Annotated in this window: 25 protein-coding genes and 1 riboswitch; of the genes, 3 read left to right on the top strand and 22 right to left on the bottom strand. The window is 66.3% G+C overall.

Annotated elements, in window-relative coordinates; all coding sequences use genetic code 11:
- Positions 1–16: 16 nt before the first annotated feature.
- From ltaE to rnd, 5 genes are all read right to left on the bottom strand, one after another.
- Positions 17–1,021, bottom strand: coding sequence for a low-specificity L-threonine aldolase (gene ltaE / locus G7026_RS04510; RefSeq protein WP_181069566.1), 1,005 nt, complete (start codon positions 1,019–1,021; stop codon positions 17–19).
- 100 nt (positions 1,022–1,121) lie between these two features.
- The gene (locus G7026_RS04505; protein ID WP_181069565.1) at positions 1,122–2,348 is read right to left on the bottom strand and encodes a hypothetical protein; all 1,227 of its coding nucleotides are present in this window, start codon (positions 2,346–2,348) and stop codon (positions 1,122–1,124) included.
- Between the two features lie 56 nt (positions 2,349–2,404).
- Positions 2,405–2,854: a YcgN family cysteine cluster protein gene (locus G7026_RS04500; protein WP_181069564.1), complete on the bottom strand. Its 450-nt coding sequence runs from the start codon at positions 2,852–2,854 to the stop codon at positions 2,405–2,407.
- An 82-nt stretch (positions 2,855–2,936) separates the two neighbouring features.
- Positions 2,937–3,230 (bottom strand): YcgL domain-containing protein, encoded by a 294-nt coding sequence (locus tag G7026_RS04495; RefSeq protein WP_181069563.1) that lies wholly within the window; start codon positions 3,228–3,230, stop codon positions 2,937–2,939.
- Complete coding sequence (gene rnd / locus G7026_RS04490) at positions 3,227–4,351, bottom strand: ribonuclease D (protein ID WP_181069562.1); 1,125 nt, start codon at positions 4,349–4,351, stop codon at positions 3,227–3,229. The genes G7026_RS04495 and rnd overlap by 4 nt, the downstream gene beginning before the upstream one ends.
- A 241-nt stretch (positions 4,352–4,592) precedes the next feature.
- Here rnd and G7026_RS04485 point away from each other — a divergent pair, with 241 nt between their 5' ends.
- Positions 4,593–5,438 (top strand): sulfurtransferase, encoded by an 846-nt coding sequence (locus tag G7026_RS04485; RefSeq protein WP_181069561.1) that lies wholly within the window; start codon positions 4,593–4,595, stop codon positions 5,436–5,438.
- Between the two features lie 216 nt (positions 5,439–5,654).
- Positions 5,655–6,926 carry an OmpP1/FadL family transporter gene (locus tag G7026_RS04480; protein ID WP_181069560.1) on the top strand — a complete coding sequence of 424 codons (1,272 nt, stop codon included), beginning with the start codon at positions 5,655–5,657 and terminating at the stop codon, positions 6,924–6,926.
- Positions 6,927–6,961: 35 nt separating this feature from the next.
- On the opposite strand, the gene G7026_RS04475 is transcribed toward G7026_RS04480, so the two are convergent.
- The 13 genes from G7026_RS04475 to cobO all read right to left on the bottom strand — a co-directional run bounded on the left by G7026_RS04475 (position 6,962) and on the right by cobO (position 17,895).
- Complete coding sequence (locus G7026_RS04475; RefSeq protein ID WP_181069559.1) at positions 6,962–7,507, bottom strand: glutathione peroxidase; 546 nt, start codon at positions 7,505–7,507, stop codon at positions 6,962–6,964.
- 31 nt (positions 7,508–7,538) lie between these two features.
- On the bottom strand, positions 7,539–8,258 hold the full coding sequence (locus tag G7026_RS04470) for a CTP synthase C-terminal region-related (seleno)protein (RefSeq protein WP_181069558.1): 720 nt from the start codon (positions 8,256–8,258) through the stop codon (positions 7,539–7,541).
- 37 nt (positions 8,259–8,295) lie between these two features.
- The gene (locus tag G7026_RS04465) at positions 8,296–8,850 is read right to left on the bottom strand and encodes a cysteine hydrolase family protein (RefSeq protein WP_181069557.1); all 555 of its coding nucleotides are present in this window, start codon (positions 8,848–8,850) and stop codon (positions 8,296–8,298) included.
- A gap of 138 nt (positions 8,851–8,988) precedes the next feature.
- A complete protein-coding gene (locus G7026_RS04460; RefSeq protein WP_181069556.1) occupies positions 8,989–9,711 on the bottom strand; it encodes an adenosylcobinamide-GDP ribazoletransferase in 723 nt (240 codons plus the stop codon).
- Positions 9,696–10,304: a histidine phosphatase family protein gene (locus tag G7026_RS04455; protein WP_181069555.1), complete on the bottom strand. Its 609-nt coding sequence runs from the start codon at positions 10,302–10,304 to the stop codon at positions 9,696–9,698. The genes G7026_RS04460 and G7026_RS04455 overlap by 16 nt, the downstream gene beginning before the upstream one ends.
- The gene (gene cobT, locus G7026_RS04450) at positions 10,301–11,356 is read right to left on the bottom strand and encodes a nicotinate-nucleotide--dimethylbenzimidazole phosphoribosyltransferase (RefSeq protein ID WP_181069554.1); all 1,056 of its coding nucleotides are present in this window, start codon (positions 11,354–11,356) and stop codon (positions 10,301–10,303) included. The genes G7026_RS04455 and cobT overlap by 4 nt, the downstream gene beginning before the upstream one ends.
- Complete coding sequence (gene cobU, locus G7026_RS04445; protein ID WP_181069553.1) at positions 11,353–11,874, bottom strand: bifunctional adenosylcobinamide kinase/adenosylcobinamide-phosphate guanylyltransferase; 522 nt, start codon at positions 11,872–11,874, stop codon at positions 11,353–11,355. The genes cobT and cobU overlap by 4 nt, the downstream gene beginning before the upstream one ends.
- Positions 11,871–13,370 (bottom strand): cobyric acid synthase, encoded by a 1,500-nt coding sequence (locus G7026_RS04440; RefSeq protein ID WP_181069552.1) that lies wholly within the window; start codon positions 13,368–13,370, stop codon positions 11,871–11,873. Before G7026_RS04440 ends, cobU begins: the two co-directional genes overlap by 4 nt.
- On the bottom strand, positions 13,367–14,356 hold the full coding sequence (cobD, locus tag G7026_RS04435) for a threonine-phosphate decarboxylase CobD (RefSeq protein ID WP_181069551.1): 990 nt from the start codon (positions 14,354–14,356) through the stop codon (positions 13,367–13,369). The genes G7026_RS04440 and cobD overlap by 4 nt, the downstream gene beginning before the upstream one ends.
- Positions 14,349–15,275, bottom strand: a complete 927-nt coding sequence (gene cbiB / locus G7026_RS04430) for an adenosylcobinamide-phosphate synthase CbiB (RefSeq protein ID WP_181069550.1) — start codon at positions 15,273–15,275, stop codon at positions 14,349–14,351. Before cbiB ends, cobD begins: the two co-directional genes overlap by 8 nt.
- Positions 15,276–15,315: 40 nt before the next feature.
- The gene (gene bluB, locus G7026_RS04425; RefSeq protein ID WP_181069549.1) at positions 15,316–15,963 is read right to left on the bottom strand and encodes a 5,6-dimethylbenzimidazole synthase; all 648 of its coding nucleotides are present in this window, start codon (positions 15,961–15,963) and stop codon (positions 15,316–15,318) included.
- Positions 15,960–17,252: a cobyrinate a,c-diamide synthase gene (locus G7026_RS04420; RefSeq protein WP_181069548.1), complete on the bottom strand. Its 1,293-nt coding sequence runs from the start codon at positions 17,250–17,252 to the stop codon at positions 15,960–15,962. The genes bluB and G7026_RS04420 overlap by 4 nt, the downstream gene beginning before the upstream one ends.
- A gap of 31 nt (positions 17,253–17,283) precedes the next feature.
- Complete coding sequence (cobO, locus tag G7026_RS04415) at positions 17,284–17,895, bottom strand: cob(I)yrinic acid a,c-diamide adenosyltransferase (RefSeq protein ID WP_181069547.1); 612 nt, start codon at positions 17,893–17,895, stop codon at positions 17,284–17,286.
- A gap of 257 nt (positions 17,896–18,152) precedes the next feature.
- Positions 18,153–18,388, bottom strand: a riboswitch (cobalamin riboswitch).
- A 151-nt stretch (positions 18,389–18,539) separates the two neighbouring features.
- Here cobO and G7026_RS04410 point away from each other — a divergent pair.
- Positions 18,540–19,343: a metallophosphoesterase family protein gene (locus G7026_RS04410; RefSeq protein WP_181069546.1), complete on the top strand. Its 804-nt coding sequence runs from the start codon at positions 18,540–18,542 to the stop codon at positions 19,341–19,343.
- Position 19,344: 1 nt separating this feature from the next.
- Here the strand turns inward: G7026_RS04410 and G7026_RS04405 are convergent, their stop codons facing one another.
- The 4 genes from G7026_RS04405 to nhaD all read right to left on the bottom strand — a co-directional run bounded on the left by G7026_RS04405 (position 19,345) and on the right by nhaD (position 24,684).
- Complete coding sequence (locus G7026_RS04405) at positions 19,345–21,579, bottom strand: xanthine dehydrogenase family protein molybdopterin-binding subunit (protein WP_181069545.1); 2,235 nt, start codon at positions 21,577–21,579, stop codon at positions 19,345–19,347.
- Positions 21,576–22,052, bottom strand: a complete 477-nt coding sequence (locus G7026_RS04400) for a (2Fe-2S)-binding protein (protein ID WP_181069544.1) — start codon at positions 22,050–22,052, stop codon at positions 21,576–21,578. Before G7026_RS04400 ends, G7026_RS04405 begins: the two co-directional genes overlap by 4 nt.
- 12 nt (positions 22,053–22,064) lie before the next feature.
- Positions 22,065–23,300, bottom strand: a complete 1,236-nt coding sequence (locus G7026_RS04395; protein ID WP_181069543.1) for a c-type cytochrome — start codon at positions 23,298–23,300, stop codon at positions 22,065–22,067.
- Positions 23,301–23,433: 133 nt separating this feature from the next.
- Positions 23,434–24,684, bottom strand: a complete 1,251-nt coding sequence (gene nhaD, locus G7026_RS04390) for a sodium:proton antiporter NhaD (protein WP_181069542.1) — start codon at positions 24,682–24,684, stop codon at positions 23,434–23,436.
- Positions 24,685–24,763: the final 79 nt, after the last annotated feature.

Raw genomic sequence — 24,763 nt, 5'->3', positions numbered from 1 at the left:
TGCCGGCGCGGTTCGGTCAGCGTCTGGCGAAAGCGGCAAAGGCCTCGACTACCGCATCGACATGCTCGTCGAGCACATCGAGATGGGTCACCAGACGCAGGCGCGACGCCGCGCTGATCAGGATGCCCCGCTCGGCGCAGAACGCCTTGAAGGCATCGGCCCGGTCATCCATGCGCACGTAGACCATGTTGGTCTGCACCAGCTCCACCTCGTAGCCGAGATCGACCAGCGCCTCGCCGATACGCGCCGCGCGAGCATGGTCGTCCCCCAGTCGCTGCACGTGATGATCCAAGGCGTACAGGCCTGCCGCCGCCAGAACCCCGGCCTGGCGCATACCGCCGCCGACCATCTTGCGCCAGCGCCTGGCCTTGGCGATCAGCGCTTCGCTGCCGCAGAGCACGGAACCGACAGGCGCGCCGAGCCCCTTGGACAGGCAGACCGACACCGAGTCGAAGTACCGGCAGATGTCTTTCGGATCGCAGCCGAGCTTGATCACCGCGTTGAACAGCCGCGCGCCATCGAGATGCAGCGCTAGCCCACGCGCCCGGGTGAAATCATGCGCGGCGGCCAGATAGTCCAGCGGCAACACCTTGCCGTGCATGGTGTTTTCCAGCGCCAGCAGCCGGGTCCGGGCGAAGTGGAAGTCATCGGGTTTGATCACCGAGGCGACGCGCTCCAGATCCAAAGACCCGTCGGCCTCCATCTCGATCGGCTGCGGCTGGATCGAGCCGAGCACCGCCGCGCCGCCACCCTCGTATTTATAGGTGTGCGAAAGCTGACCGACGATGTACTCGTCACCGCGCTCGCAATGGGCCATCAGGCCCAGCAGATTGCTCATCGTCCCGCTGGGAACGAACAGCCCGGCCGCCAGGCCCAGACGGGCTGCCAGGGTCTGTTCCAGACGCGTGACGGTCGGGTCTTCCCCATAAACGTCATCGCCCAGCGGGGCGCCCATCATCGCCTCGCGCATGGCGGCAGTGGGCTGGGTAACGGTATCGCTGCGCAGGTCGATGACGGGCATTGGCGGGCTCCTGATGGCTGAGAACGCTAGCCTAGCAGGGCCGGCCCAAAGCCTGCGAGCGCTCCAGATTCATTGACCGGCAGCCGGTGTCGGGACGCGCTCAGCGCAGCAGCTTGGTATCGAGGGTTTTCGACGCACCGCCAAGCAGGGTCTCGGTGATTTCGATGAAGTCCTGGGTACTGACCCGATCCAGACGCATCAGCCCACGACTGATGTCGTCCAGGGAATGATTGCCCTTGGTGCGATTGCGAATCTCGCGGTCCAGGTCCTGCAGCAGAATGACGGCGCGGGCCGTGATTTTGCCGGTCGAGTCCTCGGTACGCAGGCTGTCCACCGAACGGCTCCACTTGACCAGCCGTTCTCGCAATTGCAGATAGCGGGGCTCGGTCATGCCGCCGGCACGGCGTACCAGTTCGATGGCGTAGTACTCGGCCAGACCTTCGCTGATCCAGTCGCTGCGATCGGTATCGCGGATGCGGCTGAACACGTGAACCACTTCATGCACCAGCGAGCTCGTGCCGTTCTCGCTGACCAGCGGCCGGTCGGCATGCATGTACAGGGAGTTGGCCGCCGACAGACCGCCGCGCCACATCGGATCTCCGGCGCTGACCACCAACAGCTTGGGCGGGTCACGCAGGAACACGTTCTGCACCTGCGGCCAGACGAAGGTGAGCAGAGTCAGCATGTCCATCCGCCGCACCCCCTCGCCTACCGGCGCGGCAATGGTCACCTGGGTCTCGCCCAGTTTGACCCGGCGGGTACCCAGCTGCCCGGCCAGCATCCAGCCCGTGGGACGGTCGAACAGGCGCGAAGGATTGTCGATGCGAAAGCGATTCTTGCCGACCCGCGGCCAACCGGTTTCGACGCTTTTCCAACCCTCGGGCAACTCGAAGGTCAGGCGGGACACCAGGTCGATGCCGTCGACGTTGTCCAGGTTCGCCGCTGGAACCAGGTTGTCGCCCCGGAACAGCGCCCACTTGTCGGTCATCCGGGCGTCGTAACGCCCGTCCTTGCGCTCGCGGCTGATCTTCACCCGATAGGCCAGCCGCGCCTTGCCAGGAGCCGGGAGCCAGGTGCCGCGACCGGGTGTCTCCTGAATCCATTCGCCATCGGCCTCGAAGTCGCTGTAGATCTCGCGCTGGCCCAGGTTGAAGTCGAAGCCCCGCACGGCGGCGCCATCGGCCAGGATGATCTGCACCTCGGCCTGATCCTGATCGGGCAGCAGCCGTACGTGATAATCGAGATCGACACGCCGGGCGGCGTCACTCAGCGTACTGACCAACGCCAGTACCAGGAGAATACCAAGGGAAAGCGGGCGAACAGCCATCAAGGGCTCCATGGAGAAAATGGATGCATGCTTGGACGATGGCCGATGCGCTTGATTCAACCGGCCCGAAAAATCAGATGATCTTCCCAGTCTTCTTCGGCAACGCTGCCTTCGGCGAGCATGCGTCCGGCCTGGGAAATCCGCTCGGCATGTACGGCATCAGGGTCGCCGCAGACCAGGTGGTGCCAGAGCGGCAGATCCTTGCCCTCGGCGACGAGCCGGTAACCGCAGGTCGGGGGCAGCCATTGGTATTGGGCCGCATCGTCCGCTGTCAACTGGATGCAATCGGGGACGCTGGCGCGACGGTTCGGGTAGTCACTGCAACGGCAGGTTTTCAAGTCCAGCAGTTTGCAGGCGATGCGCGTGTAGTAAACGCTGCCGTCATCTTCGTCTTCGAGCTTTTGCAGGCAGCACAGGCCACAGCCGTCGCAGAGCGACTCCCACTCGTCCCGGTCCAGTTCGGACAGGGTCTTGCGCTTCCAGAAGGGTTCGACTTTGGCGGCCATGGCGGGGAACAGAAGATCGGAAAAAGGGCGCGCAGTCTAGTCGCTGTCTGGCGGCGCTCCAAGCGAGCGCCGCCAAGCGGCGTCAGAGCGCGTCATTCAGGCGCAGCAACTCTTCGGGCAGGTGCTCGATGTATTCGTCTTCAGGAGGCGGCATCTGCAGATGAAAGCCGTGGCTCTCCAGGTTGACCAGTACCTTGGCAATGTCTTCGCGGGCCAGCTTGCGCTCGGGCGTCAGTACCATTTCGAAAGCCAATTGTGGCGCGCCGAACGCTGCCAGCAAGGCTTCGGGCACACGCGCCAGCGCGTCGCGCTTGTCCACGTAAAGGTACATGCCGCTCTTGAGCGGGCTTTTGTAGATCGAACAGATACGTTTCATGCAGAGGTTTCCAGTGCATTGAGCAGGGCTTGGCCCATCTTCTCGCGTCGCCAGCCTTTCAGCGAGTCGGGCAGACGATAGGGACCATCGGGAAAGCCGCTCTTGAGCAGGCTTTCGAGAACCTTCTTGCGCAGCATCAGCTCCGGTGCGATGCCAAGCCGCTCGGCCTCGCGCTGCCCTACTGCGCGCAGTTTCTTCAATGCCGCAGAGGCCTCCAGCGGCAAGGGCTCGGGAAGCGCTTCAGGCCACTGCGACGGCGGCGTGGCCGCGGCCTCGCGAATCAGTGCCAGCAGGGTCTCGCCATCCTGACGGATGGTTCGCGGGTGCATGTCGTCGATGCGCGCCAGTGCCGTGAGGTCAGCGGGTTGATAACGCGCCAGCGGCCAGAGGCTGTGTTCGCGCAGGATGCGATTGCGTGGCTGGTTGCGCTCGCGCGCCTGACGCTCGCGCCAGGCGGTCAGGACGCGCAACACGGCGAGCTGCTGGCGATTCAGGCGCCAGCCAAGCTTCGCGTCCCGGTAAAGCTCGTCGGGATCGACCTCGCGCTGCAAGTTGGCGACCAGCTCGGCGCCGTCCTCCAATACCCAGGCGCGCTTGTCGTCCGGCAGCTTCGCCAGCAACGCCTCGTAGAGCTCGGCCAGATGCTGGGCATCCTCGGCGGCATAGCGCACCTGCATCTCGCTCAAGGGGCGCTGCAGCCAGTCCGACCGGGTCTCGCCCTTGGGCAGCTCAAGGCCGAGAACACTCTGGACCAAGCGTGAATAGCCCATCGAAAAGCCGATGTTGAGGTAGCCGGCGGCCAGCTGGGTATCGAACAAGGGCGTCGGCAGGCTGCCGGTCAGGCGCAGCAGCACCTCGAGGTCTTCGCTGCAGGCATGCAGCACCTTGACCACCGAAGTATCCTCGAGCAGTTGTGCGAACGGCGACCAGTCGCTGATGGTCAGCGGGTCGATCAGATAGGCACATTGTCCGTCGCCCACCTGCACCAGGCCGGCGATGGGATAGAAGGTGTCGACCCGCATGAATTCGGTATCGACCGCCACATAGGGCAACGCGCGCCATTCGGCGGACAGACGGGCCAGGTGCGCATCCTCGCGTACCCATCGAACTTCATTGGCCACACGGCCTCCTCTTCGACTGAAGATCGGCGCGCGGCCGAACGAGCCGTGAAGTATATATCGAGCGGGACGATCAACGGGCATTGATGCCTACCAACCGCTTCCGGCCTAGGCTTGCGCCCCGCACACGCCCAAAGAACCTGGAAAACGATCGCATCGGCAAGCTTCGGCTGGACTGAGCCGGTCTTGTCGGCGGCGTGGGCAGGCTTATCATGGCGGGCCCGCCCGCCGGAGATGAATAGCCATGCCACTTGCCCAACTGATGACGCCTGACCGGCTCGCAGAACGTATGGACGAACCGGGACTGGTCATCCTCGATTGCCGCTTCGCCCTGGACGATTCCGACTACGGACGCCGTAGCCATGCCCAGGCGCATATTCCGGGCGCCATTTTCGCCGACCTCGAGCAGGACCTTTCCGGTCCGGTGAGGCCGGGAGTCACGGGTCGCCATCCGTTGCCGGATCCACGAGCGTTGCAAGCCACGCTGCGCCGCTGGGGCGTCGACCAGGACAGCCAGATCGTCCTTTATGACGACGGCCCCGGCGCCTTTGCCGCCCGCGCCTGGTGGTTACTCCTATGGCTCGGCAAGCGCGACGGTGTCTACCTGCTCGACGGCGGCTTCAAGGCCTGGAGCGAGGCCAATCTGCCTGTGAATTCGGAAGCGCCGGAGCCCAGCGCCGGGAATTTCGCCGGCCATCCCGATCCCAGCCTGCTGATCGACGCCGAAACCCTCGCGCAACGGCTCGAAGACCCAACGCTAGCCCTGCTCGATGCCCGCGCCTTGCCGCGTTTTCTAGGTGAGGTCGAGCCGATAGATCCGGTGGCAGGCCATATCCCCGGTGCGTCCTGCATGCCTTTCACCGACAACCTGGACGCGCAAGGTCGGTTCCTGCCACCGGAGCAACTTCGCCAGCGCTTCGAGAAGGTACTGGGGGGCAAACCCACTGAACAGACAGTCGTGTATTGCGGATCAGGTGTGACTGCCTGTCATAATGCGTTCGCCATCAGCCTTGCCGGCCTTGGCCTGCCCCGGCTCTATGCGGGGTCCTGGAGCGAGTGGATCACCGAGCCCCAGCGACCGATTGCATGACCCGGAAAGAGCGAAACGCGCTCGAACCCTCGAGCGCGAGCCTGGTGAAGGATTCGTGGCTGACCGGTCACGAACCGCCCGAGCAGTTTCTGCTCAACAGACTCTAAAATGCGCACGTTCTGGCTTTTGTTCGCCGTTTTCGGCGGTGGGTCGGTTCAAGCGCAAGGACCCCGAACACAAGGGGTCCAGCCCGCATTTCCACAGGAGTAGTACCACATGAAAAAAACAACATGGTTCAAAACCACCCTCGCGCTCGCCATCGGAACGTTGTCCGGGCAAGCGCTTGCAGCGGGTTTTGCGCTGAACGAGCAAAGCATCAGCGGCATGGGCACCTCGTTCGCAGGGCGCTCCTCGTCCGCCGACGACGCGACCACCCTGTTCGGCAACCCGGCCGGCATGTCGCGCCTCAAGCGTGAGGAAGTCAGCTTCGGCATGGCGGCAATTCATGCGAAGACCGATATCAAGAACACCAGCGGTGTTCCCGGCAACGGTTCCAACGATGGCGACATGGTCCCCTTCACCGCCGTTCCGATGGGTTATTACGTCAAGCCGATCGACGACAAGTGGGCTCTGGGTGTAGGCGTCTACGTGCCGTTCGGCATGATCACTGACTATGAGGGTGGCTTCGAAGGCCGCTATTTCGGTGACTACAGCGAAGTGCGTGTCATCACCGTACAGCCGACAGTGAGCTATCGCTTCAATGAGAAACTGTCGGTTGGTTTCGGTCCGACACTGAATCGTATCGATGGCGAACTGCAAAGCGCGACGCTTAACCAATCCAGTCCTGGTGCCAACGATGGCAGGGTAAAGGTCAAGGGCGACGATACAGCCCTGGGCTTCAACCTCGGCGTGCTGTACGAGTTCACCCCTCATACCCGGATGGGCGTGACCTACCATTCGAAAGTGGAGTACACCCTCGAAGGCGACACTAGGATTACCGGTGCGAGCCTCGGCCCGTTCTCCGGCACCAAATACGACGCCTCGCTGGATGTGACCACTCCCGAGTCGGTGGACATCTCGCTTACCCACGAGCTGAACGACGACTGGACGCTTTATGCAGGCGCAATGTGGACACGCTGGAGCCGCTTCGAAGCCATCGTGATCGAGAACGAGGGAATGTCGGCAGCACTGCCGAGCAGCCTGCACACCATCATTGAGGAACAGGACTGGCATGACACCTGGTCCTATGCGCTCGGCGCAGCCTACAAGCTGAACCGCGAATGGACGCTGCGGACCGGCCTGGCGTTCGATCAGAGCCCGACCAACAACGTTCACCGCTCGCCGCGCATTCCAAGCGGTGACCGTACTGCTGTCAGCTTCGGCTTGGCCTGGAACCCCACCGACGACGTGACCGTCGATCTGGCGTACTCATATCTCTGGGAAGAAGACACCAAGGTTCGCCGGCAAAGTCCAACGCGTGGTGTTTACAACGCCACCTATGAGAACAGCGCCCACGGTTTTGGCGCTGCGTTGAGCTACCGCTTCTGATGCAAAAAAGCCCCGGTCCGCCGGGGCTTTTCCTTTCAGCGTTGCAACGCTCTTTCGACCGCGGCAATAACTTCCGGATCGTCCGGCTTCACCTTGCTGGGGAAGTAGGCCACCACCCGCCCCTGACGATCGACCACGTACTTGTAGAAATTCCAGCGCGGCGCCTGTCCAGCCTGCTCGGCCAGTTCACGGAACAGCGGCGTCGCATCGCTACCACGCACCGGCTGAGTCGATGCCATGGCGAAGGTCACGCCATAATTGACGTAGCAGACCTTGGCCGTTTCCTCGGGATCGTCAGACTCCTGGAAGAAATCGTCCGACGGCACGCCCAGCACCTCCAGGCCTTGCCCCTTGTAGCGTTGGTAGAGCGCCTCGAGCCCTTCGAATTGCGGCGCGAAGCCGCAGTGGCTGGCAGTATTCACCACCACCAGCGCCTTGCCCTCGAAACGCTCGCACAGATCCAGCGTCTCCTTCGAGCGCAGTGCCGGCAGCTCATGCTGCAGCACCGCGGGGCAACTTTCGGCATAGGCAGGGGAACTGGCGACAGCCCAGAGTGCAACGGCAAGCAGGACGGCTTTCATGGGTTTTCCCTCGACTCGGATGCTGGCCACGCTACGCCGGCGAATTGGAAACGGCAACGCGCGCGGCGCAAGCGCGAACGAATGCCTCGACCAGCGGTGCAGCGTTTCCGGCCAACGCGCTCCGCTCGGGCTGGAACAGGGTTGCGACGAAGAAAGGGTGTCCCTCCAGCTCGACCGCCCTCACCTCGCCGTCAAGGTCGTGGGCACAAGCACGCAGGGCACCGCCCAGCAGCTCATCGGCAAACGCGGCATTCAACCCATAGCTGCAGCGGTAGCCTTCGCTGATCTCTTCGCAGGAATAAATGGCCGCGAGGCGACTGCCATCGCGCAGGCGGACCTCCGCGCGCGTCTCGATCAAGGCGCAGGACAGGGGCGTTATCAGCAGCCTGGCCCCCTCCCCAGCGGTTTCGCCGTGGTCGGCATCGGCCCAGCCGAGGACATTACGCGCGTACTCGACCAACGCATGCTGAAAGCCGCCACAGGTACCCAGGAACGGAATTTCCGCCCGCCGCGCATGGCGAATCGCCCGCAGCGCACCCTCCATGTTGCGGTAGGGGCTGGCCGGTACGCACCAGATTCCGCCAAACCCGTCGAATGCGAAGCCTTCTAGGATGCTGTCGGTCGAAACCCAGTCGAAGGCCACCTCGATTCCGAGCCGCTGCGCCGCACCCTGCAACGCAAGCGGTATGGCCTGGTGCGCGGTAACCTCGGCGCAATAGTCGCCAATCAGGCCGATCCTCACTGTCGCCATCGTTCACCTTCCTGTTGCATGCTTGGGAATGAATCGCTCAGCCCAGATTCAGCGCTTGGCGAGTGTCGAGAATCTGCGCGTACTCGCCGTCCAGGTTTGCCAGCGACATAGCATGGACTTCATCTGCAGTGCGCCGTACGCCTGAGTAATCAGCCTTTTCGAAGGTAAAGGTGGCGTCGCTGACCACATGGGTGTGGAAGCCGAGGTTTCCGGCGCTTCGGGCCGTCGCCTCCACCGAGTTGCTGGTACTGACACCGACGATTACCAGCGCCTCGATGTCGCGCACCCGCAGCCAGCGTTCGAGCCCGCTGTGGGTGAAGGCGTCGGGGACGTTCTTGTCGACCACGTGCTCATGCGCAAGAGGCGCCAGCTCATCCTGGAATTCGGCACCGGGCTTCCCCGGCCAGAACAGGCTGCCGGGCGAGCGGGACAGATGTCGCACATGCACGACCCAGCGATCGGCACCGCGCCAGGCGTGCAGCAATTCGGCAATGTTGCGCTCGGCCAGGGGATTGTTGCGCGGGCCCGCAGCCACCTGCTGCATGGCTTTCTGCATGTCGACGATCAGCAGCGCAGGGGCGTGGCGGGACATGGGTCGACTCACGAAAGGAGAAATATGCAGCGAACGCTAGCGCACGCAGGGCGTCCAGCCAAGCTGCCATTCGAAGGCGGCCTGCATCGCAGCGGGTGCCAGGCAGGAACCTGAGCATCGCCCTGCCGGCCAGCGCCGTCAACCAAGCGCCAAGCTCACCAGCAGGGCGCATTCGAGCAGCTCCAATAGCGCGCCGGCGGTGTCGCCCGTGGTGCCGCCGAGGCGCGCTACCATCCATTGCCGCAACAGCATGAACAGCACGACACCGACCAGCAGCGGCCACCCGCCGCCAAGCGCCAGGGCGAACAACGCAACGGCCGCCAACACCGCCTTGGCAGGCCCTCTGGGCAGATACTCGGTCAACGCCTGCCCGAGCCCGCCGGCGCGCACGTAAGGGGTGCTGAGAAACAGCGCGAGCAGCGCGCTTCTGCCGAGTATCGGCACCAGCAGCAGCGCTACCAACTGCTGCTGCTCGATCAGCGCGAACAGCGCGGCGCACTTGAGCAGCAGCGTCAGGACCAGCACCACCACGGCCGCGGGCCCGCTGCGCGGATCCTTCATGATCGCCAGGGTGCGCTCGCGATCGCCGAAGCCGCCCAGCCAAGCGTCGGCGCTGTCGGCAAGGCCGTCCAGATGCAGCGCGCCAGTCAACCCCACCCACAAGGCGAGAAGCAGCGCCGCCTGCAGCAATGCGGGCGCGCCGTCGAGCATGCCGGCGGCGAGATACAGCAGCACGCCGAGCATCGCGCCGACCAGCGGGTAATACAGCAGCGAGCGGCCCATTGCGTCGGGTGCCGGCATGCCTGCCAGGCGAACCGGCAAGCAGGTTAGGAACTGCACCGCGATCAGCAACGCCTGCACGGGATGCCCTCGTTGGATTTACCGCCGACGTGGTCCGGGTGGTGTATGGAAAGGTCCTCCAGCCGATGTAACTCGCCATGGCCGACCACCACCTCGAGCAGTCGCTCGCGGGGCAAGCCCTGCGCCCTCGCCAGCAACACGCGCATGACGCCCGCGTGGGTAATCAGCAGGAGTCGCCGGCCCGCATGTCGCCCGTGCAGCTCTGCCAGGGCGCCCAGCACACGTTGCTCGAAGGCGACCAGGGGTTCGCCCCCCGGCGGCGTGAAGCGGTAGGGGTCGCGCCAGAAATGCCCCAGGTCGTCCGGCGCCGTTTCCATCAGCTCGGCGGCGCTGCGCCCTTCCCACTCGCCGAAATGCAGCTCGCGCAGGTCGGCATGGACCTCCAACGGCAGCTGACGCTCGTCGGCGAGCTCGCGAGCGAAGGTGGCGCAGCGCTGCAAGGGCGACGTTACCAGCACATCCCAGGGTCCCGTGTCCTGCGTGGAGCGTCGCATCTGCTGCCAGCCGGCAGGGGTCAAGACGTCATCGAGACTGCCGCGATAACCGCCGCCGCACTCGGTCTCGCCATGGCGCAGCAGATCGATCAGGCTCATGCGGGGCGGTCCGAGACGGCCGCCTCGGCGAAGGTCGCCATGCCGTTGTGCAACAGGCAGGCCTGCTGCAGCACAGTAACCGCCAGCGCCGCACCACTGCCCTCGCCCAGACGCAGCCCCAGGTCCAGCAGCGGCTCGGCCTCCAGGGCCTGCAGCACGGCGACATGCCCCGGTTCCGCCGAACGATGCGAGAAGATCAGCCAGGGACGACACGCCGAATTGAGCCGCACCGCGCAGAGCGCCGCCACGCTGCAGATGAAGCCGTCGACCAGTGCCGGCACGCCCTGCTGCGCGCAGGCGAGATAGGCGCCGGCCAGCGCCGCGATCTCGAACCCGCCCAGCCGGCGCAGGGCCTCGAGCGGCTGCGTCCACAGCGAGCCATGTCGCGCCAGGGCCGCTTCGAGCACCGCCAGCTTGCGCTGCACGCCGGCGGCATCCAGACCGGTGCCAGGCCCACACAGATCGGCCGGTGCGGCGTCGAGCAAGGCGGCCGACAGCGCACTGGCGGCCGTGGTGTTACCGATGCCCATTTCGCCGCCGATGAACAGCCGGGCGCCAGCCGCCTGGGCACGCGCGACGCTGTCGCGTCCTGTCGCCAGCGCTTGGCCGCATTGTTCAGGCGTCATGGCCGGCTCGCGGGTCATGTTCGCCGTGCCGGCACCGAGTCCCAGCTGCAGAACGCCAGGCAGGGGTTCGATCGGGCACGCCAGGCCGAGGTCGATGACTTCCAGCGGCGCCCCGAGGACCTTGGCCAGGACGCTGATGGCAGCCCCGCCGCGTACGAAATTGCGCAGCATCTCGCCGGTCACCGCCTGTGGGTAGGCCGACACACCCTCTTCCACCACGCCATGGTCGCCGGCGAAGACGCTGATCCAGACACGCTCGACGACCGGACGCTCGCGGCCCTGCAAGGCCGCCAGCTCGACGGCCAGGGTCTCCAGGCGGCCCAGCGCGCCGCGGGGTTTGGTCAGCTGACTCTGCCGGGCCTCGGCGGCGCGACGCACCGAATCGTCCGCCGTTCTGCACGGCGCATTCCACCATCGATCGGTCATGCAAGGGATCCTTTGAGCATCATGGGAAGACCGGCGACGGTGAAGATGACTCGCTCGGCACGCTCGGCCACGGCCTGGTGCAACCAGCCCGCCTCGTCGACGTAACGGCGGGTCAGCTCGCCCAGCGGCACCACGCCGAGCCCGGTTTCGTTGCTGACCATAATGATCCGCCCCGGTGCATCCTCGAGCACCGCCAGCAGCGCTTCGCGCTCGGCAGCCAGTCGCGTCGCATCCTCGGCGAGCAGCAGGTTGGTCAGCCACAGGGTCAGGCAATCGACCAGCACGCAACGACCGGTCCCGGCGTGCTCGCGCAGTACCCGGGCCAGTTGCAGCGGCTCCTCCACCAGCGTCCAGCTGGACGGACGACGCGCCCGATGCTGGGCCACGCGCTCGGCCATCTCGCCATCCAGCGGCTCACTGGTGGCCACGTAGGTGACGGCCAGCCCGCTGTCCCGGGCCAGGCGTTCGGCCAGGCGGCTCTTGCCGGAACGGGCGCCGCCGAGAATCAGATCGATCATGTGAGCTTCGAGCCTCTTGGGCAGGCAATGGGAGCATCCGGTCCGGCCAACCCGCACAGCGCCCGCAGCCGAACGATGTCCAGATGCACCTCGACCAGATCGGCCAGCCGATCGATGTCGCGCTCGCGTAGCGCCTGGTAGTCGACGGCCTGCACCTCCGACACGCCAGCCCAGCGCAGCAGAGCGGCGCTCGCCGAGGGCTGTTCGAACAGGCCGTGCAGGTAGGTGCCGGCGACCTGGCCATCGGCGCTCAACGCACCATCGGTCCGGCCATCGGCCAGCTCGACCAGCGGCCGCTCGAGCGCCGGCCCGCCGCTGACACCGGCGTGTATTTCGTAGCCGCTCAACTGGGCACCGTCCAGGCACAACCGACCGCTGACGTTACGCAGCTGCTTGTGCGCCTTGAGCTCGGTGGTGAACGCCAGCAAGCCGAGCCCGACGCATTCGCCCGGCGGGCCTTCGAGCCCCAGCGGGTCGGCAATGCGCTCACCGAGCATCTGCAACCCGCCACAGATACCGAGCAGCTTGCCGCCGTAACGCAGGTGGCGGGCGATGACTCGCTCCCAGCCGTTGACACGCAGAAATTCGAGATCGGCCCGCACGCTCTTGGAGCCCGGCAGGATGATCAGATCGGCCGGCTGAACCGGCTCGCCGGGGCCGACGAAGCGCAGGTCCACCTGCGGATGCAGGCGCAGCGGATCGAAATCGGTGTGGTTGCTGATCCGGGGCAGCACCGGCACTACCACCTTCAGGGTTTCGCCGGTCTTGCGCGACTGACGCGCATCGATGGCATCCTCGGCCTCGAGGTGAAAGTCAGTGAGATACGGCAACACGCCGAGCACCGGCTTGCCGGTATGCGCCTCCAGCCAGTCGAGGCCCGGCTGCAACAAGGCGATGTCGCCGCGAAAACGGTTGATGACGAAGCCCCTCACCCGCGCCTGCTCGCTGGGAGAAAGCAATGCCAGCGTGCCGACCAGGTGGGCGAAGACCCCACCCTTGTCGATATCGGCAACGAGGATCACCGGGCAGTCCACCGCTTCGGCAAAGCCCATGTTGGCGATGTCGTTGGCGCGCAGGTTGATTTCGGCCGGCGAGCCCGCGCCTTCCACCATCACCACCTGGAAGGCGTCGCTCAGCCGAGCGTGGGATTGCAGCACCGCCTCTCGGGCCACGCGCTTGTAGTCGTGGTAGGCGGCCGCATCCATGTTGGTGACCGCACGCCCGTGGATGATGACCTGGACACCGATGTCGCTGTTGGGCTTGAGCAGCACCGGGTTCATGTCGGTGTGCGCCGCCAGGCCGCAGGCCTGGGCCTGTACGGCCTGGGCCCGGCCGATCTCGCCGCCGTCGGCGGTGACCGCGCTGTTGAGCGCCATGTTCTGCGGCTTGAACGGCGCCACCGCCACGCCCTGGCGCCTGAGCCAGCGGCACAGCGCCGTCACCAGGGTGCTCTTGCCCGCATCGGAGGTGGTGCCCTGCACCATCAGTGTGGTCATGCATGCTGCTCCGCAAAAGCCGTCAGCACCTGCTCCAGCCGCGCCCAAGCCGGCTCGTCCGCCGGCAGGCCTAAACGCAGGCTGAGCGGCTGCTCGAACAACCGCGTAAGAATGCCGTTGCAGGCGAGCAGCTCGTGCAGCAGCTGCGCCTCGGCGTGGGCGATCCACAGGAACAGCGCGCAGCCGCCAGTGACCGGCAGCCCGTGATGCGCCAGCAGCATGGCCAGTCGCTGGCCGTCCCGACGCAGACGCTCGCGCTGGCGTTGCTGGCCCTCACCATCGTTCAGCAGTGCAGTGCCGAGCACGCGCGCCGGGCCGCTCACCGCCCAAGGCCCCAGCCGCTCCGACAAGTCGTGCAAAAGCTTCGTCTCGGCGAGCACGAACCCCAAGCGCGTACCGGCGAGGCCAAAGAACTTGCCGAACGAGCGCAGCACGATCAGCCCCGGCAACTGGCTGTGCGCGGCCAGGCTGAACAGCGGCGTGCAGTCCATGAACGCCTCGTCGACGATCAGCCAGCCGCCGCGCTCGGCCAGTTGCGCATGCCAATCGAGCAGTTGCTGCGGGGGAATCAGGCGCCCGGTGGGGTTGTTGGGATTGACCACCACCAGCACATCGAGCCGCTCAAGCGCGCGCGGGATCGCGCCCTCGCTGATTTCCTGCAGGTGATGCCCCTGACGCCAGGCCTCGGCGTGCTCCGCATAACAGGGCGAGAGAACCCCGACCCGCGCTCTCGGGCGCAGCCAGGGCAACGCCTGGATCGCCGCCTGAGAACCGGCGACCGGCAGTACCGCGTCGGCGCCGTAGTAGTCGCAAGCCGCCGCTTCGAGGCCGTCGTCAGGTTCGGGCAGGCGTGTCCAGGCGCTCTCCGGAATGGGCGGCAGGGCCCAGCCATAGGGGGCGATGCCGGTGGACAGGTCGATCCAGTCGGCCAGCGGTATGCCATGGCGAGCCGCCGCGGCGCGCAGGCGTCCTCCATGCTCAAGCACGTAGCCAGCCTCCGAGCAACAGCACCAGCAGCCACAGGCCGACTCCAGCCCAGACCAGATCCAGCGCGCGCTCGATGTCCCGCGCCTGCGGCGCAGGCCCCTCGCCCAGCAGCGGGCGATCATGGAGTTGCCCTTGGTAGATGGCGGGTCCGCCCAGCGACACACCCAGAGCGCCGGCACCCGCGGCCATCACCGGCCCCGCGTTGGGGCTGTCCCAATGACGCGCCTGCTGGCGCCAGCAACGCCAGGCGCCATCCCAGCGACCGAGCAGCGCATAGGTGACGGCGACCAGTCGCGCCGGGATGTAATTGAGCAGATCGTCGATCTTCGCCGCGGCCCAGCCGAAGCGCTCGAAGCGCGGCGTGCGGTAGCCCCACATGGCATCGAGGGTATTGCTCAGGCGATACAGGACAACGCCCGGCGCCCCGCCGATGGCGAACCAGAACAGCGTGGCGAACACCGCGTCGCTGCCGTTCTCCAGCGCCGACTCGGTGGCCGCGCGCGCCACCGCGGTTTCGTCCAGCTCGCGGGTGTCGCGACTGACGATGTAACCCGCGCGACGACGCGCCTGCGGCAGATCCCCGCTGCGCAGGGCCGTCACCACCGGCATCAGATGATCGCCGAGGCTGCGCAACCCCAGCGCCATGTACAGCAGAGCGATTTCCACCAGCCAGCCGATACCCGGCAGCAGGCTGAGCAGCCAGGCCAGCAGTGTCAGCGGCAGCACCGCCAGGCACCAGGCAGTCACGCCATGGCTGCGCCAGCCGCGCCCCGCCTCACCGGTGTCCTGCGCGCCATTGAAACGTCGCTCCAACCGCTCGGCCATCCGACCGAAGGCCACCAGCGGATGGCCGCGCCGGGGCTCGCCGAGCAGCGCATCGAGCGCCACCGCGGCGGCGCTCGTCAGAAACAGGCTCAAACGCGCACCTGCCTATGGCCGGCGCGGGACAATCCTTTGGTCATCGTTGTTCCCATTGATCTTCGAATACCAATTCCTGCAGTGGCCGCGGTTGCGCCCAGCCTTCCATCGCCAGCATCGGCGCGGGATAGAAAGTCTCGACCGGGCCGAGGCAAAGAATCGCCACCGGCTGCGCATCGTCGGGCATGCCCAGCAGCCGGCCCAGCGCGAGCGGATCGAACAGCGACACCCAGCCCATCCCCAGCCCCTCGGCGCGCGCCGCCAGCCAGAGATTCTGGATGGCGCAGGCCAGCGATGCCAGATCCATCTGCGGCAGGGTGCGGCGGCCGAACACGTAAGGCTCGCGCCCCTCCATCAGCGCCGCGACCAGCAGCTCGGCGCAGTCACGGATGCCCTCGACCTTGAGCCTCATGAACTGCGCGCCGCGTTCGCCAAGCGCCTCGGCCGTGGCCAGCCGCTCCTGCTCGACCAGCTCGCCGATGGCCGTGCGCAAGGCCGGACGGGTGATGCGCACAAAACGCCAGGGTTGCATCAGGCCGACGCTGGGACCCTGGTGCGCCGCCTCGAGCAGGCGTGCCAGCAGGGCTGGCTCCACCTCGCCGGGGATGAAATGGCGCATGTCGCGGCGCTCGCCAATCACCCGGTAGATGGCTGCGCGCTCATCCGCGCTGTAGGCGTGTCGATTCATGGGCGCAACAGGGCCGCCGCCGTGGCGGGATCGGACGGCAGGTAGAAGTGGATGTAGGACGCGGTCAGGCGGCGGTCGCGAAACACCGCTTCCTGGGTGCGCCGATAATTCGGGCATTCGCCCAGTGCGATGGGCTGCATTGGACTCTCGAGCCGCGAATGATGGAAGGTATGCCCCCGCAGCCGCCCCTCGGGCAATTCCACCTCCTGCAGCGCAAGCGCGGTGAGGCGCTTCTGCATCACCGCCTCGCCCGTCAGCAGGCCGAGCATCGGCACCCGCTCGCCGGACAGATCGGTGAGCGCATCGAGCAGATAGAGCATACCGCCACATTCGGCCAGCGTCGGTTTGCCGGCCGCGTGATGGGCCGCGAGGGCCGCCCCCATGGCGGTGTTGGCACTCAGGACATGCATGTGCAGTTCCGGGTAGCCGCCGGGCAGATACAGGCTGTCCACCCCAGGCAGCTGAGCGTCGACGAGCGGCGAGAAGAAGCGCAGTTCGGCGCCCAGCGCGCGCAACAGGTCGAGGTTAGCCTGATAGAGAAAGGCGAACGAGGCGTCGCGCGCCACGCCGATGCGCACGCCGTCGAGCAGCCGCCCCACCGCCGGCGCCGGGCTCGCGGCAAAGCGCACCGGGGGCGGCAGGCTGACGTCCGAACTGGCCGCCAGGGCATCGGCCGCGGCGTCCAGACGGGCATCGAGATCGGCCAGCTCCTCGGCCTGGACCAGTCCCAGGTGGCGGCTCGGCAGCTCGAACTCGGCGCTGCGCGGCAAGGCGCCGTACCAGCGAATGCCTTCAGGCACCGCGGCCCGCAGGATCTCGCCATGGCGCAAGCTGCCGACGCGGTTGCCGAGCACCCCGGAGAACGGCAGGTCCGGCTGGTAGGTGGCCATGCCGTGGGCCATGGCGCCGAAGGTCTGGGCCATGGCCGAGCCGTCGATCACCGCCATCACCGGAATCCGGAACAGGCGCGCCAGATCGGCGGCCGAAGGGCTGCTGTCGAACAGCCCCATCACTCCTTCGATGAGAATCAGATCAGCCTCGCCCGACGCGTCCCAGAGCAGACGCCGGCATTCGGCCTCGCCCACCATGCGCAGGTCCAGCTGATACACCGGCTGACCGCTGGCGCGGGCATGGATCATCGGGTCGAGAAAGTCCGGACCGCACTTGAACACCCGCACCCGCTTGCCCTGGCGGCTGTGGAGCCGGGCGAGCGCAGCGGTCACGGTGGTCTTGCCCTGGCCGGAAGCGGGCGCGGCGATCAGCAGCGCCGGGCAGTGGCGATCGTTCATGACGCGCAGCGCCGAGGCTTGCAGGCGGGCATCAGTATTCGACTCCCTTCTGCGCCTTCACCCCGGACTTGAAGGCATGCTTGACCAGGTTCATCTCGGTCACGGTATCGGCCGCCGCGATCAGGTCATCCGGCGCGCCACGCCCCGTCACCACCACGTGCTGCAGCAGGGGCCGCGATTCGATGTCGGCGAGCACCTGATCCAGGTCGAGGTAACCGTACTTGAGGGCGATGTTGAGTTCGTCCAGCACCACCAGGCCGATGGCCGGATCGCGCAGCAGGGAAGCGGCCACCTGCCAGGCTTCGGCGGCCTTGAGCCGGTCGCGCTGGCGGTCCTGGGTTTCCCAGGTGAAGCCCTCGCCCATCACGTGGTAGCTCACTTCGTCGGGAAAGCGGCGGAAAAAGGCTTCTTCACCCGTGCTCGCCGCGCCCTTGATGAACTGCACGATGCCGACTTTGATGCCATGCCCCAAGGCGCGCGCGACCATGCCGAAGGCCGAGCTGCTCTTGCCCTTGCCGTTGCCGCTGTGCACCAGCAGCAGGCCGTATTCGTCCTGGGCCTGGGCGATCCTGCCGTCGATCACGGCTTTCTTGCGCTGCATGCGCGCTCGGTGGCGGGCGTCGCGCTCGTCTGACTCACTCATCTGCAGCACTCCTCAAGCCAGCACCAGACGCGACCCTGCATGACGCAAGGCGACTGGCGCGGTTAACGGCGGCGGGACGAGGCGAAAGCCCGGCGAGGGAGGACCGAAGAAAAATAGCCGATCGATGCGAGGTCGACGGCAGGGAAAGCGGTGTGCGCAACACGGTCGGGTCTCCGTCGTGCCACCCGCACGACTCATGCAAAGGCAGGCGATTGCCTGGCGGAAGCGGCTGGCGCGTCCGACAGGCACACGCGGCATGCCATGGACTGCGACAGGCCGGTCTCCGGGCTTGCGAGCGAGATCGCGCGGGCCGCGATGGCCGCCACGCATCTGTTGCAACCCTTGCCGTGCGACGCGTGCGCCTTGGCATGTTAGGGTTCTCGACTCGCCTACCGTTGCGGGGGCAGCGCCGGAATCTTCGCGAGAATGGACCGGCTTCCCTGTTTCACCCGTCTGGCCTTGGCCAGCGGACACCTGAGGCAAGCGGCGCAGGTTAGAGTAAGGCCTTGCCGAGCGCAACCAACGCGCATGGCCCGCTGCGCCGCACTGTTGCATCTCGTTGCGCACCCATCGGAACGCCCGGCGCGCTCGAGCTTCGAATGAGTAATGCTCATCGCTCACGACAAGAAGGATGCCCGAGCCCCATGACCCATATCCTGCAGATCTCCGACACCCACTTCGGCACGGAACAGCCGGCGGTTCTCGACGCCATGGAACGGCACGTGGTGGAGCATGGAGCCGATCTGCTGATCCTGTCCGGCGACATCACCCAGCGCGCCCGCCCGGCCCAGTTCGCCGCCGCCCGCGCCTTCATGCAGCGCCTCGAGCGGCACGGCATTCCCGATAGCCTGGTGATTCCCGGCAACCACGACATTCCGCTGTACAACCTGCTGCGTCGCTTCATCAGCCCCTACGGCCAGTACCGCAAGCACTTCGGCGATGATTTGGAGCCGACCTTCGAGAACGACGATGCGCTGATCATCGGCCTCAACACCACGGCGCCGAAACGGCACAAGGACGGCCTGGTGACCCCCGAGCAGGTCGAGGCGGTGTGTCGCAAGCTCGAGCGAAGCGACCGCCACAAGGTCAGCATCGTGGTCGCCCACCAGCCGTTCGGCGCCATGGTGCCGAGCGACCTGAGGAACCTGCAGCACGGTGCGCAGCCCGCCCTCGAACGCTGGGCCGAGGCCGGCCTGGACATGGTCATGGGTGGTCATATCCACCTGCCCTACGTGTTGCCGCTGTCCAAGCAGTACCAGAGCCTCTCCCGCGAGATCTGGATGGTGCAGGCCGGCACTACGCTCTCCTCGCGGGTGCGCGGCACCTCGCCCAACTCGTTCAACCGTCTACGCCTGTGTACCGAGGGCCATAAGACCGCGTGCGTGGAGCGCTGGGATCTGCTCGACGGACACTTCGTGCTCGGCTCGCACTTCAACCTGTCCTGGTGACTCAGGCGTCGCGCACCGCCAGCAGGCGCTGCCGGGTGAAGGGCGCCTGACGCAGGCGCAAGCCGGTCGCATCGAAGATTGCGTTGCCGATGGCCGCCGGTATCGGCGCACTGGCCGCCTCCCCGGCGCCCACCGAAGGCTCGCCGGGGCGGTCGATCAATATGATGTCCACCTCGGGCACCTCGGCGAAAGTAATCAGCGGATAGGCGCCCCACTCCAGGCTGGTAACCCCCTCTCGACCGAAGACCACCTGCTCCTTCAAGGTACGGCTGATCGCCTGCACCACGTTGCCTTCGACCTGGTTGCGCACCCCGTCGGGGTTGATGATCAGGCCGCAGTCGTGGCCCACGGTGACCCGCGTGACCTTCACGCCCCGCTCGCTCACCTCCACGTCGGCAATCACCGCGACGTAGGCGTTTTCGTTCTCGTAGCGCGCATAGGCCACGCCGCGCCCGCTGGCGGTCCCTTCACGCCAGCGCTGCTCGCCGCGCCGTGCCGCCTGCCAGTCGGCACGCTCGGCCGCCGCCTCGAGCACGGCGCGCGCGCGTGGGTCGTCCAGGTACTGCAATCGCATCTGAAGCGGATCGCGACCCGCCGCATGGGCCAGCTCGTCGAAGAAACTCTCGTTGGCGAAGCAGTTCTGCACCGCGCCCAGGCCACGCAAGGCCGACGGGCGCAGCGGCGTGTCGGCGACCTTCAGCCAGTTCACCTCGACCCGGCAGTGCTCGAAGCGATAGTCGATCGGTGCGTTGCGATCGCCGCCCACGTGGCGGCTGAATTCCGGCATGCCGTGGATCAGCATGCCCGCCAGCAGCGCACGATCGCCGCCATCCGGCCCCGGTCGCGTCGAGTGAGTCGGCGTCCAGTTGCGAAAGTGCCAGCCACGTACCTCCCCGGCATCGTTGAGCGCGCCGCGCAGCCGCATCCGCATCGCCGGGCCCTTGGGGTTCCAGCCATGCTCGTCTTCGCGCGACCACTGCACCCGCACCGGTCGGCCGACCGCCTGGGACATGAGCAGGGCATCTCCGGCGACGTCGTCGGCGCCGTTGTGGCCGTAGCAACCGGACGCCTCGGCGTAGATCACCCGGATCGCCTCCTTCGGCCGTTCGGCCAGGGCCGCCAGTACCTGGCGCAACTGGTGCGGCCCCTGGGTGCCGGACCAGACGGTGATCTCGTCATCGCGAACATCGGCCACCGCACAGGACGGGCCTATGGAGTCGTGGTTCTGGTAAGGCCACTCGTACCGCGCCTCGAGCACCTGGGCGGCCGCCTCGAACTGCGGGTGCAGCTCGCCCCGGTCGACGATGCGGGAGGTTCTGGCCGGCAGCGCTTCGAGGTAGTCGTACAGCCGCTCCATCTCCGGCAGCGCCACGTCGTGCGACCACTGCACCTTCAATGATCGCGCCGCCTGGATCGCGGCCCACTCGTTCTCTGCCACCACCCCCAGAAAGGCCCCGCGGCGCACCACCTGCACACCTTCGGGCAAGGCGCTGTCGTCGATCGACTCGATCTTCACCTCCAGGGCGCTGACCCCGGTGATGGGCGGACGTATTACCCGCCCATGCAGCATGCCGGGCAGGCGAATGTCCTGAACGAAGCTGAACTCGCCAAAGAGCTTGGGCGGAATGTCCACGCGCGGCACCGAGGTGCCGACCAGACGGTAACTCGCCGGCTCGAGCAACGGCGCCGAGCGATCGACCGGCTGGTCGAACGACCGCCCGCCGATCAGCTCGGCGTAGGTGACGGCCTGCTCCGGCCGCTCGCGCACGCTGGCCCGGCCGTCGTGCAGCTGCAACGCATCGCCCGGTACCCCGAGAACCTCCGCCGCCCGCAGGCGCAGCGCCTCTCGGGCCGTGGCGGCGGCGCGGCGCAACTGCCGACCGCCGACCTGGATCGTCTTGCTGCCCGCCGTGACGCCCTGGTTAGGCGTCAGCTGCGTATCGCCCTGCACCAGCGACGTGGCAGCGAAGGCGACACCCAGCTCCTCGGCCACGATCTGCCGCAGCGCCGTCTCGATGCCGGTGCCCAGTTCGACCTTGCCGCTGTAGACCACCACATGCCCGTCGTCGCGGACCACCAGCCAGGCGTCGAGCTGCTCGCCATCGATGGGCTTGTCCGGCGCGTCGGCACCGAGCGCCTGGGCCGCCAGGCTCGAGACCGGACGAACGAGGCTGAACCCCACCACCAGCGCCGCCGAGCAGCCCTGCAGGAATCTGCGCCGGGAAAATCCGCTCATACCCTGCGCTCCCCCGCCATGGCACGGGCCGCGCGCTGCACCGCGCGCAGGATCCGCACGTGGGTGCCGCAGCCACAGAGGTTGGCCATCAGCGCCTGCCTGATCTGAGCCTCGCTGGGCTCCGGGACCCGGCTAAGCAGTGCCTGGGCGGACATGATCATTCCCGGAATGCAGTAGGCGCACTGGGCGGCCTGCTCATCGATGAACGCCTGTTGCAGGGGATGGGGATTGTCGGCGTCTCCCAGCCCTTCGAGCGTCGTCACCACCCGCTCGGCGAACGAGGCCACCGGCAACACACACGAGCGGACCGGCGAGCCTTCGACCAGCACGGTACAGGCGCCACACTCGCCCAGCCCGCAACCGAACTTGGGGCCCTTCAGGCCGAGCTCGTTGCGCAGCACATAGAGCAATGGGGTATCCGGGTCCGCCGACACCGGGTGGGCCTGGCCGTTGACGTGCAGAGAAAGGGCCATGGGACGCTCCTGTCAGTCGCGCAGTGCGGCAACATCGTCCGCGCTGAAAATGGTGCCGTGGCCGCCGAACCGCTGGCCAATGTAGGTGGCCAACTCGGCGATCTGCTCGTCGGTGAGCAGGTCGCGATAGGCCGGCATGAAGGCCGGATCGGCGCGGCCGCCGCGCACCAGACCGTCGAGCATCACTCGGATCAGATTGGTGCCGGCCGGGTCGCGCACGGCCGAATAGTTGGGAAAGGACGAGGGATACGGCCCGCCAAGGCCGCGGTCGTCCGGGTAGTGGCAACTCTCGCACGCCGCCACGAACAGCCCATGGGCGGGATCGTCGGGATCGGGGCTGGCCGGCTCTATTTCACTGCGCGCCGGCACCGTGCCCTCGCGAGCGGGAAGCTGCTTGAGGTAGCTCGCGATCGCTCGGATATCCGCATCGCTGAGCCAGCTCAGGCTATCGCTGGTCACCTCGGCCATTGGCCCTCCGGCAACCGCCTCGCCACGCAGGTGACCGGTCGCCAGGTAACGAACCAGCTTCTCCTGCGACCAGTCGCCGATGCCGCGCGCATGGCTGGTGATATTCCATGCCGTCCAACCTTGCTGCGTCGCGCCGGCGTAATGCTGCTGTGCGTCGAGCCCCTGGGTGAGCGTGCGCGGGGTATGGCATTCGCCGCAGTGGCTGACGGCGTCGCTGAGGTAGGCGCCGCGGTTGACCTCATCGCTGGCCTGGGGATCGGGCTGGAAACGCCCGGCCTCGAAGTTCACCAGCTTCCAGACCGCCAGCGTGGCGCGCTGGTTGAACGGAAAGCGCAGCCGGTTCTCAGGCGGCTGGTAGGCGACCGGCTCAATGCCGTCCAGGTAACGTTTGATGGCCAGCACGTCGTCGCGGCTCATCTTGGTGTAGGCGGTATAGGGAAAGGCCGGATAGAGGTGCTCGCCTTGGCGGCCGACGCCTTCATGCAGCGCACGGACGAAGTCTTCATCGCTCCACTGCCCGAGGCCGGTGTCGCGATCCGGGGTGATGTTGGTGGAATAGAGCATGCCGAACGGGGTTTCGAACGGCACGCCGCCGGCGAATGGCGCCCCGCCCTCGCGGGTGTGGCAGCTCAGGCAGTTGCCCGCCCGCGCCAGGTACTCGCCGCGGGCGAGAGACTCGTCGCCCTCCTGTTGCGCTGCGGCAGCGCACAGCGTGCTCGCCGCAAGCACCACGAGGCTGGCAAGACCAGTGCTCAGACGGCCTGGTCGGCTGATCGCCATCGCACCCCTTCCTTCGCTCCGGCTGGCGTCGGTTTGCCGCCAGGCTCAGGGGCTAGACCCTTCGTTGTGGAGGGAAATTCCGTTGCGAAGGATCAGGAAACATACTCTGCGACGACTCCAGGAGTCCGCCGGGCTACCCGGCGGCCATCAACCGGCCCAGCATATAGACGCCGGCGAAGCCGCAGTTGAAGGCGATGAACAGGAACAGGAAATACTTGAGGTAGGTGCCGAAGGTCAGACCGGGCACCTTGCTCATCGCGACGATGCCGGCCGCCGAACCGATGACCAGCAGCGAGCCGCCCACGCCAACTGCGTAGGTCAGCACCATCCACTCAGCCGTGCCCATATCCAGTCCCGACTTGAGCAGCGCGGCGGTCAACGGCACGTTGTCGATCGCTGCCGAGAGCACACCCATCAGGTAGTTCGCGGCCACGGCCGGGATCATGTCGTAGATCCGTACCAGCCCGTCGAGCACCTGGATTTCCTTGAGCATGCCCACCAACAGCAGGATGCCGAGGAAGAAGAACAGGGTTTCGAACTCGACCTGACGCACGTACTCCAGGATCGGATCGGTGTCGTTGTCCTCGTTGAAGAAGCGGGCCACCAGAAACATGATCGACAGGCCGGTCAGGAAGGTCAGCACCGGCGGGATCTGGAAGAAGAAATTGCCGGCGATGGTCGAAAGAATCGTGCCCAGAAAGATCAGCGCAATGGCAACGTCCACGCCGCGCACCTCGGTGCGCTTCTTGGTCACGGTTACCTCCCCGTTCATGCCCACCGAAAGCATGAAGGCGAGCAGCATCACCGCGGCGAACGCAGGCAGTGCCAACGCCAGCAACTGGAGAATCTTCACCTTGCCGGCGAGGAAGATCATCAGCGTGGTGACATCGCCCGTAATCAACGCCACGCCCCCGGAGTTCACAGCGAATACCACGAGGGTCGCGAACTTGACGGTTTTGGCCGCATCGAGCCGCAGCGAGAGGATCAGCGTGATCGATACCAGCGTGGCGGTGATGTTGTCGGCCAGCGACGAGAACACGAAGCAGAACAGCGCCGTCAGGAACAGCAAGGCGCGCTCGCTGATCCGCGCCGGCAGGACCAGGTAGATCAGCGTCTCGATCATGCCCTTCTTGTTCAGGTAGGCGACGAACGTCATCGCCGCCACCAGGAAAATCCAAAGCCCGGCGATATCGGCGACGTTTTCGTTGAGGCTTTCGAGCACCAGGGAACGCTCATCCCCGGGCGTCGAGAAGACGAACAGCAGCACCCAGGACAAGGTGCCGAAAAACAACGTCACCTTGGCTTTGTTCACATGGGTTTTTTCTTCGAATATCACGCCGAGCAGCGCGATCAGGGCCAGACCTATCAAAATGGAAGGCAGCATTTGGGGGTACCGGAAAAGGGATGTTCACGCGCGAGGCGCGCAGCCAGAAAAAGGGCCCAGATAGTAGCCTCATCGGCTA

Origin of the sequence: Stutzerimonas azotifigens (assembly GCF_013522725.1) — a bacterium.
Taxonomy (GTDB): Bacteria; Pseudomonadota; Gammaproteobacteria; order Pseudomonadales; family Pseudomonadaceae; genus Stutzerimonas; species Stutzerimonas azotifigens_A.
The sequence above is the reverse complement of the archived record's forward strand: the minus strand, read 5'-3'. Positions and strand labels throughout refer to the sequence as shown.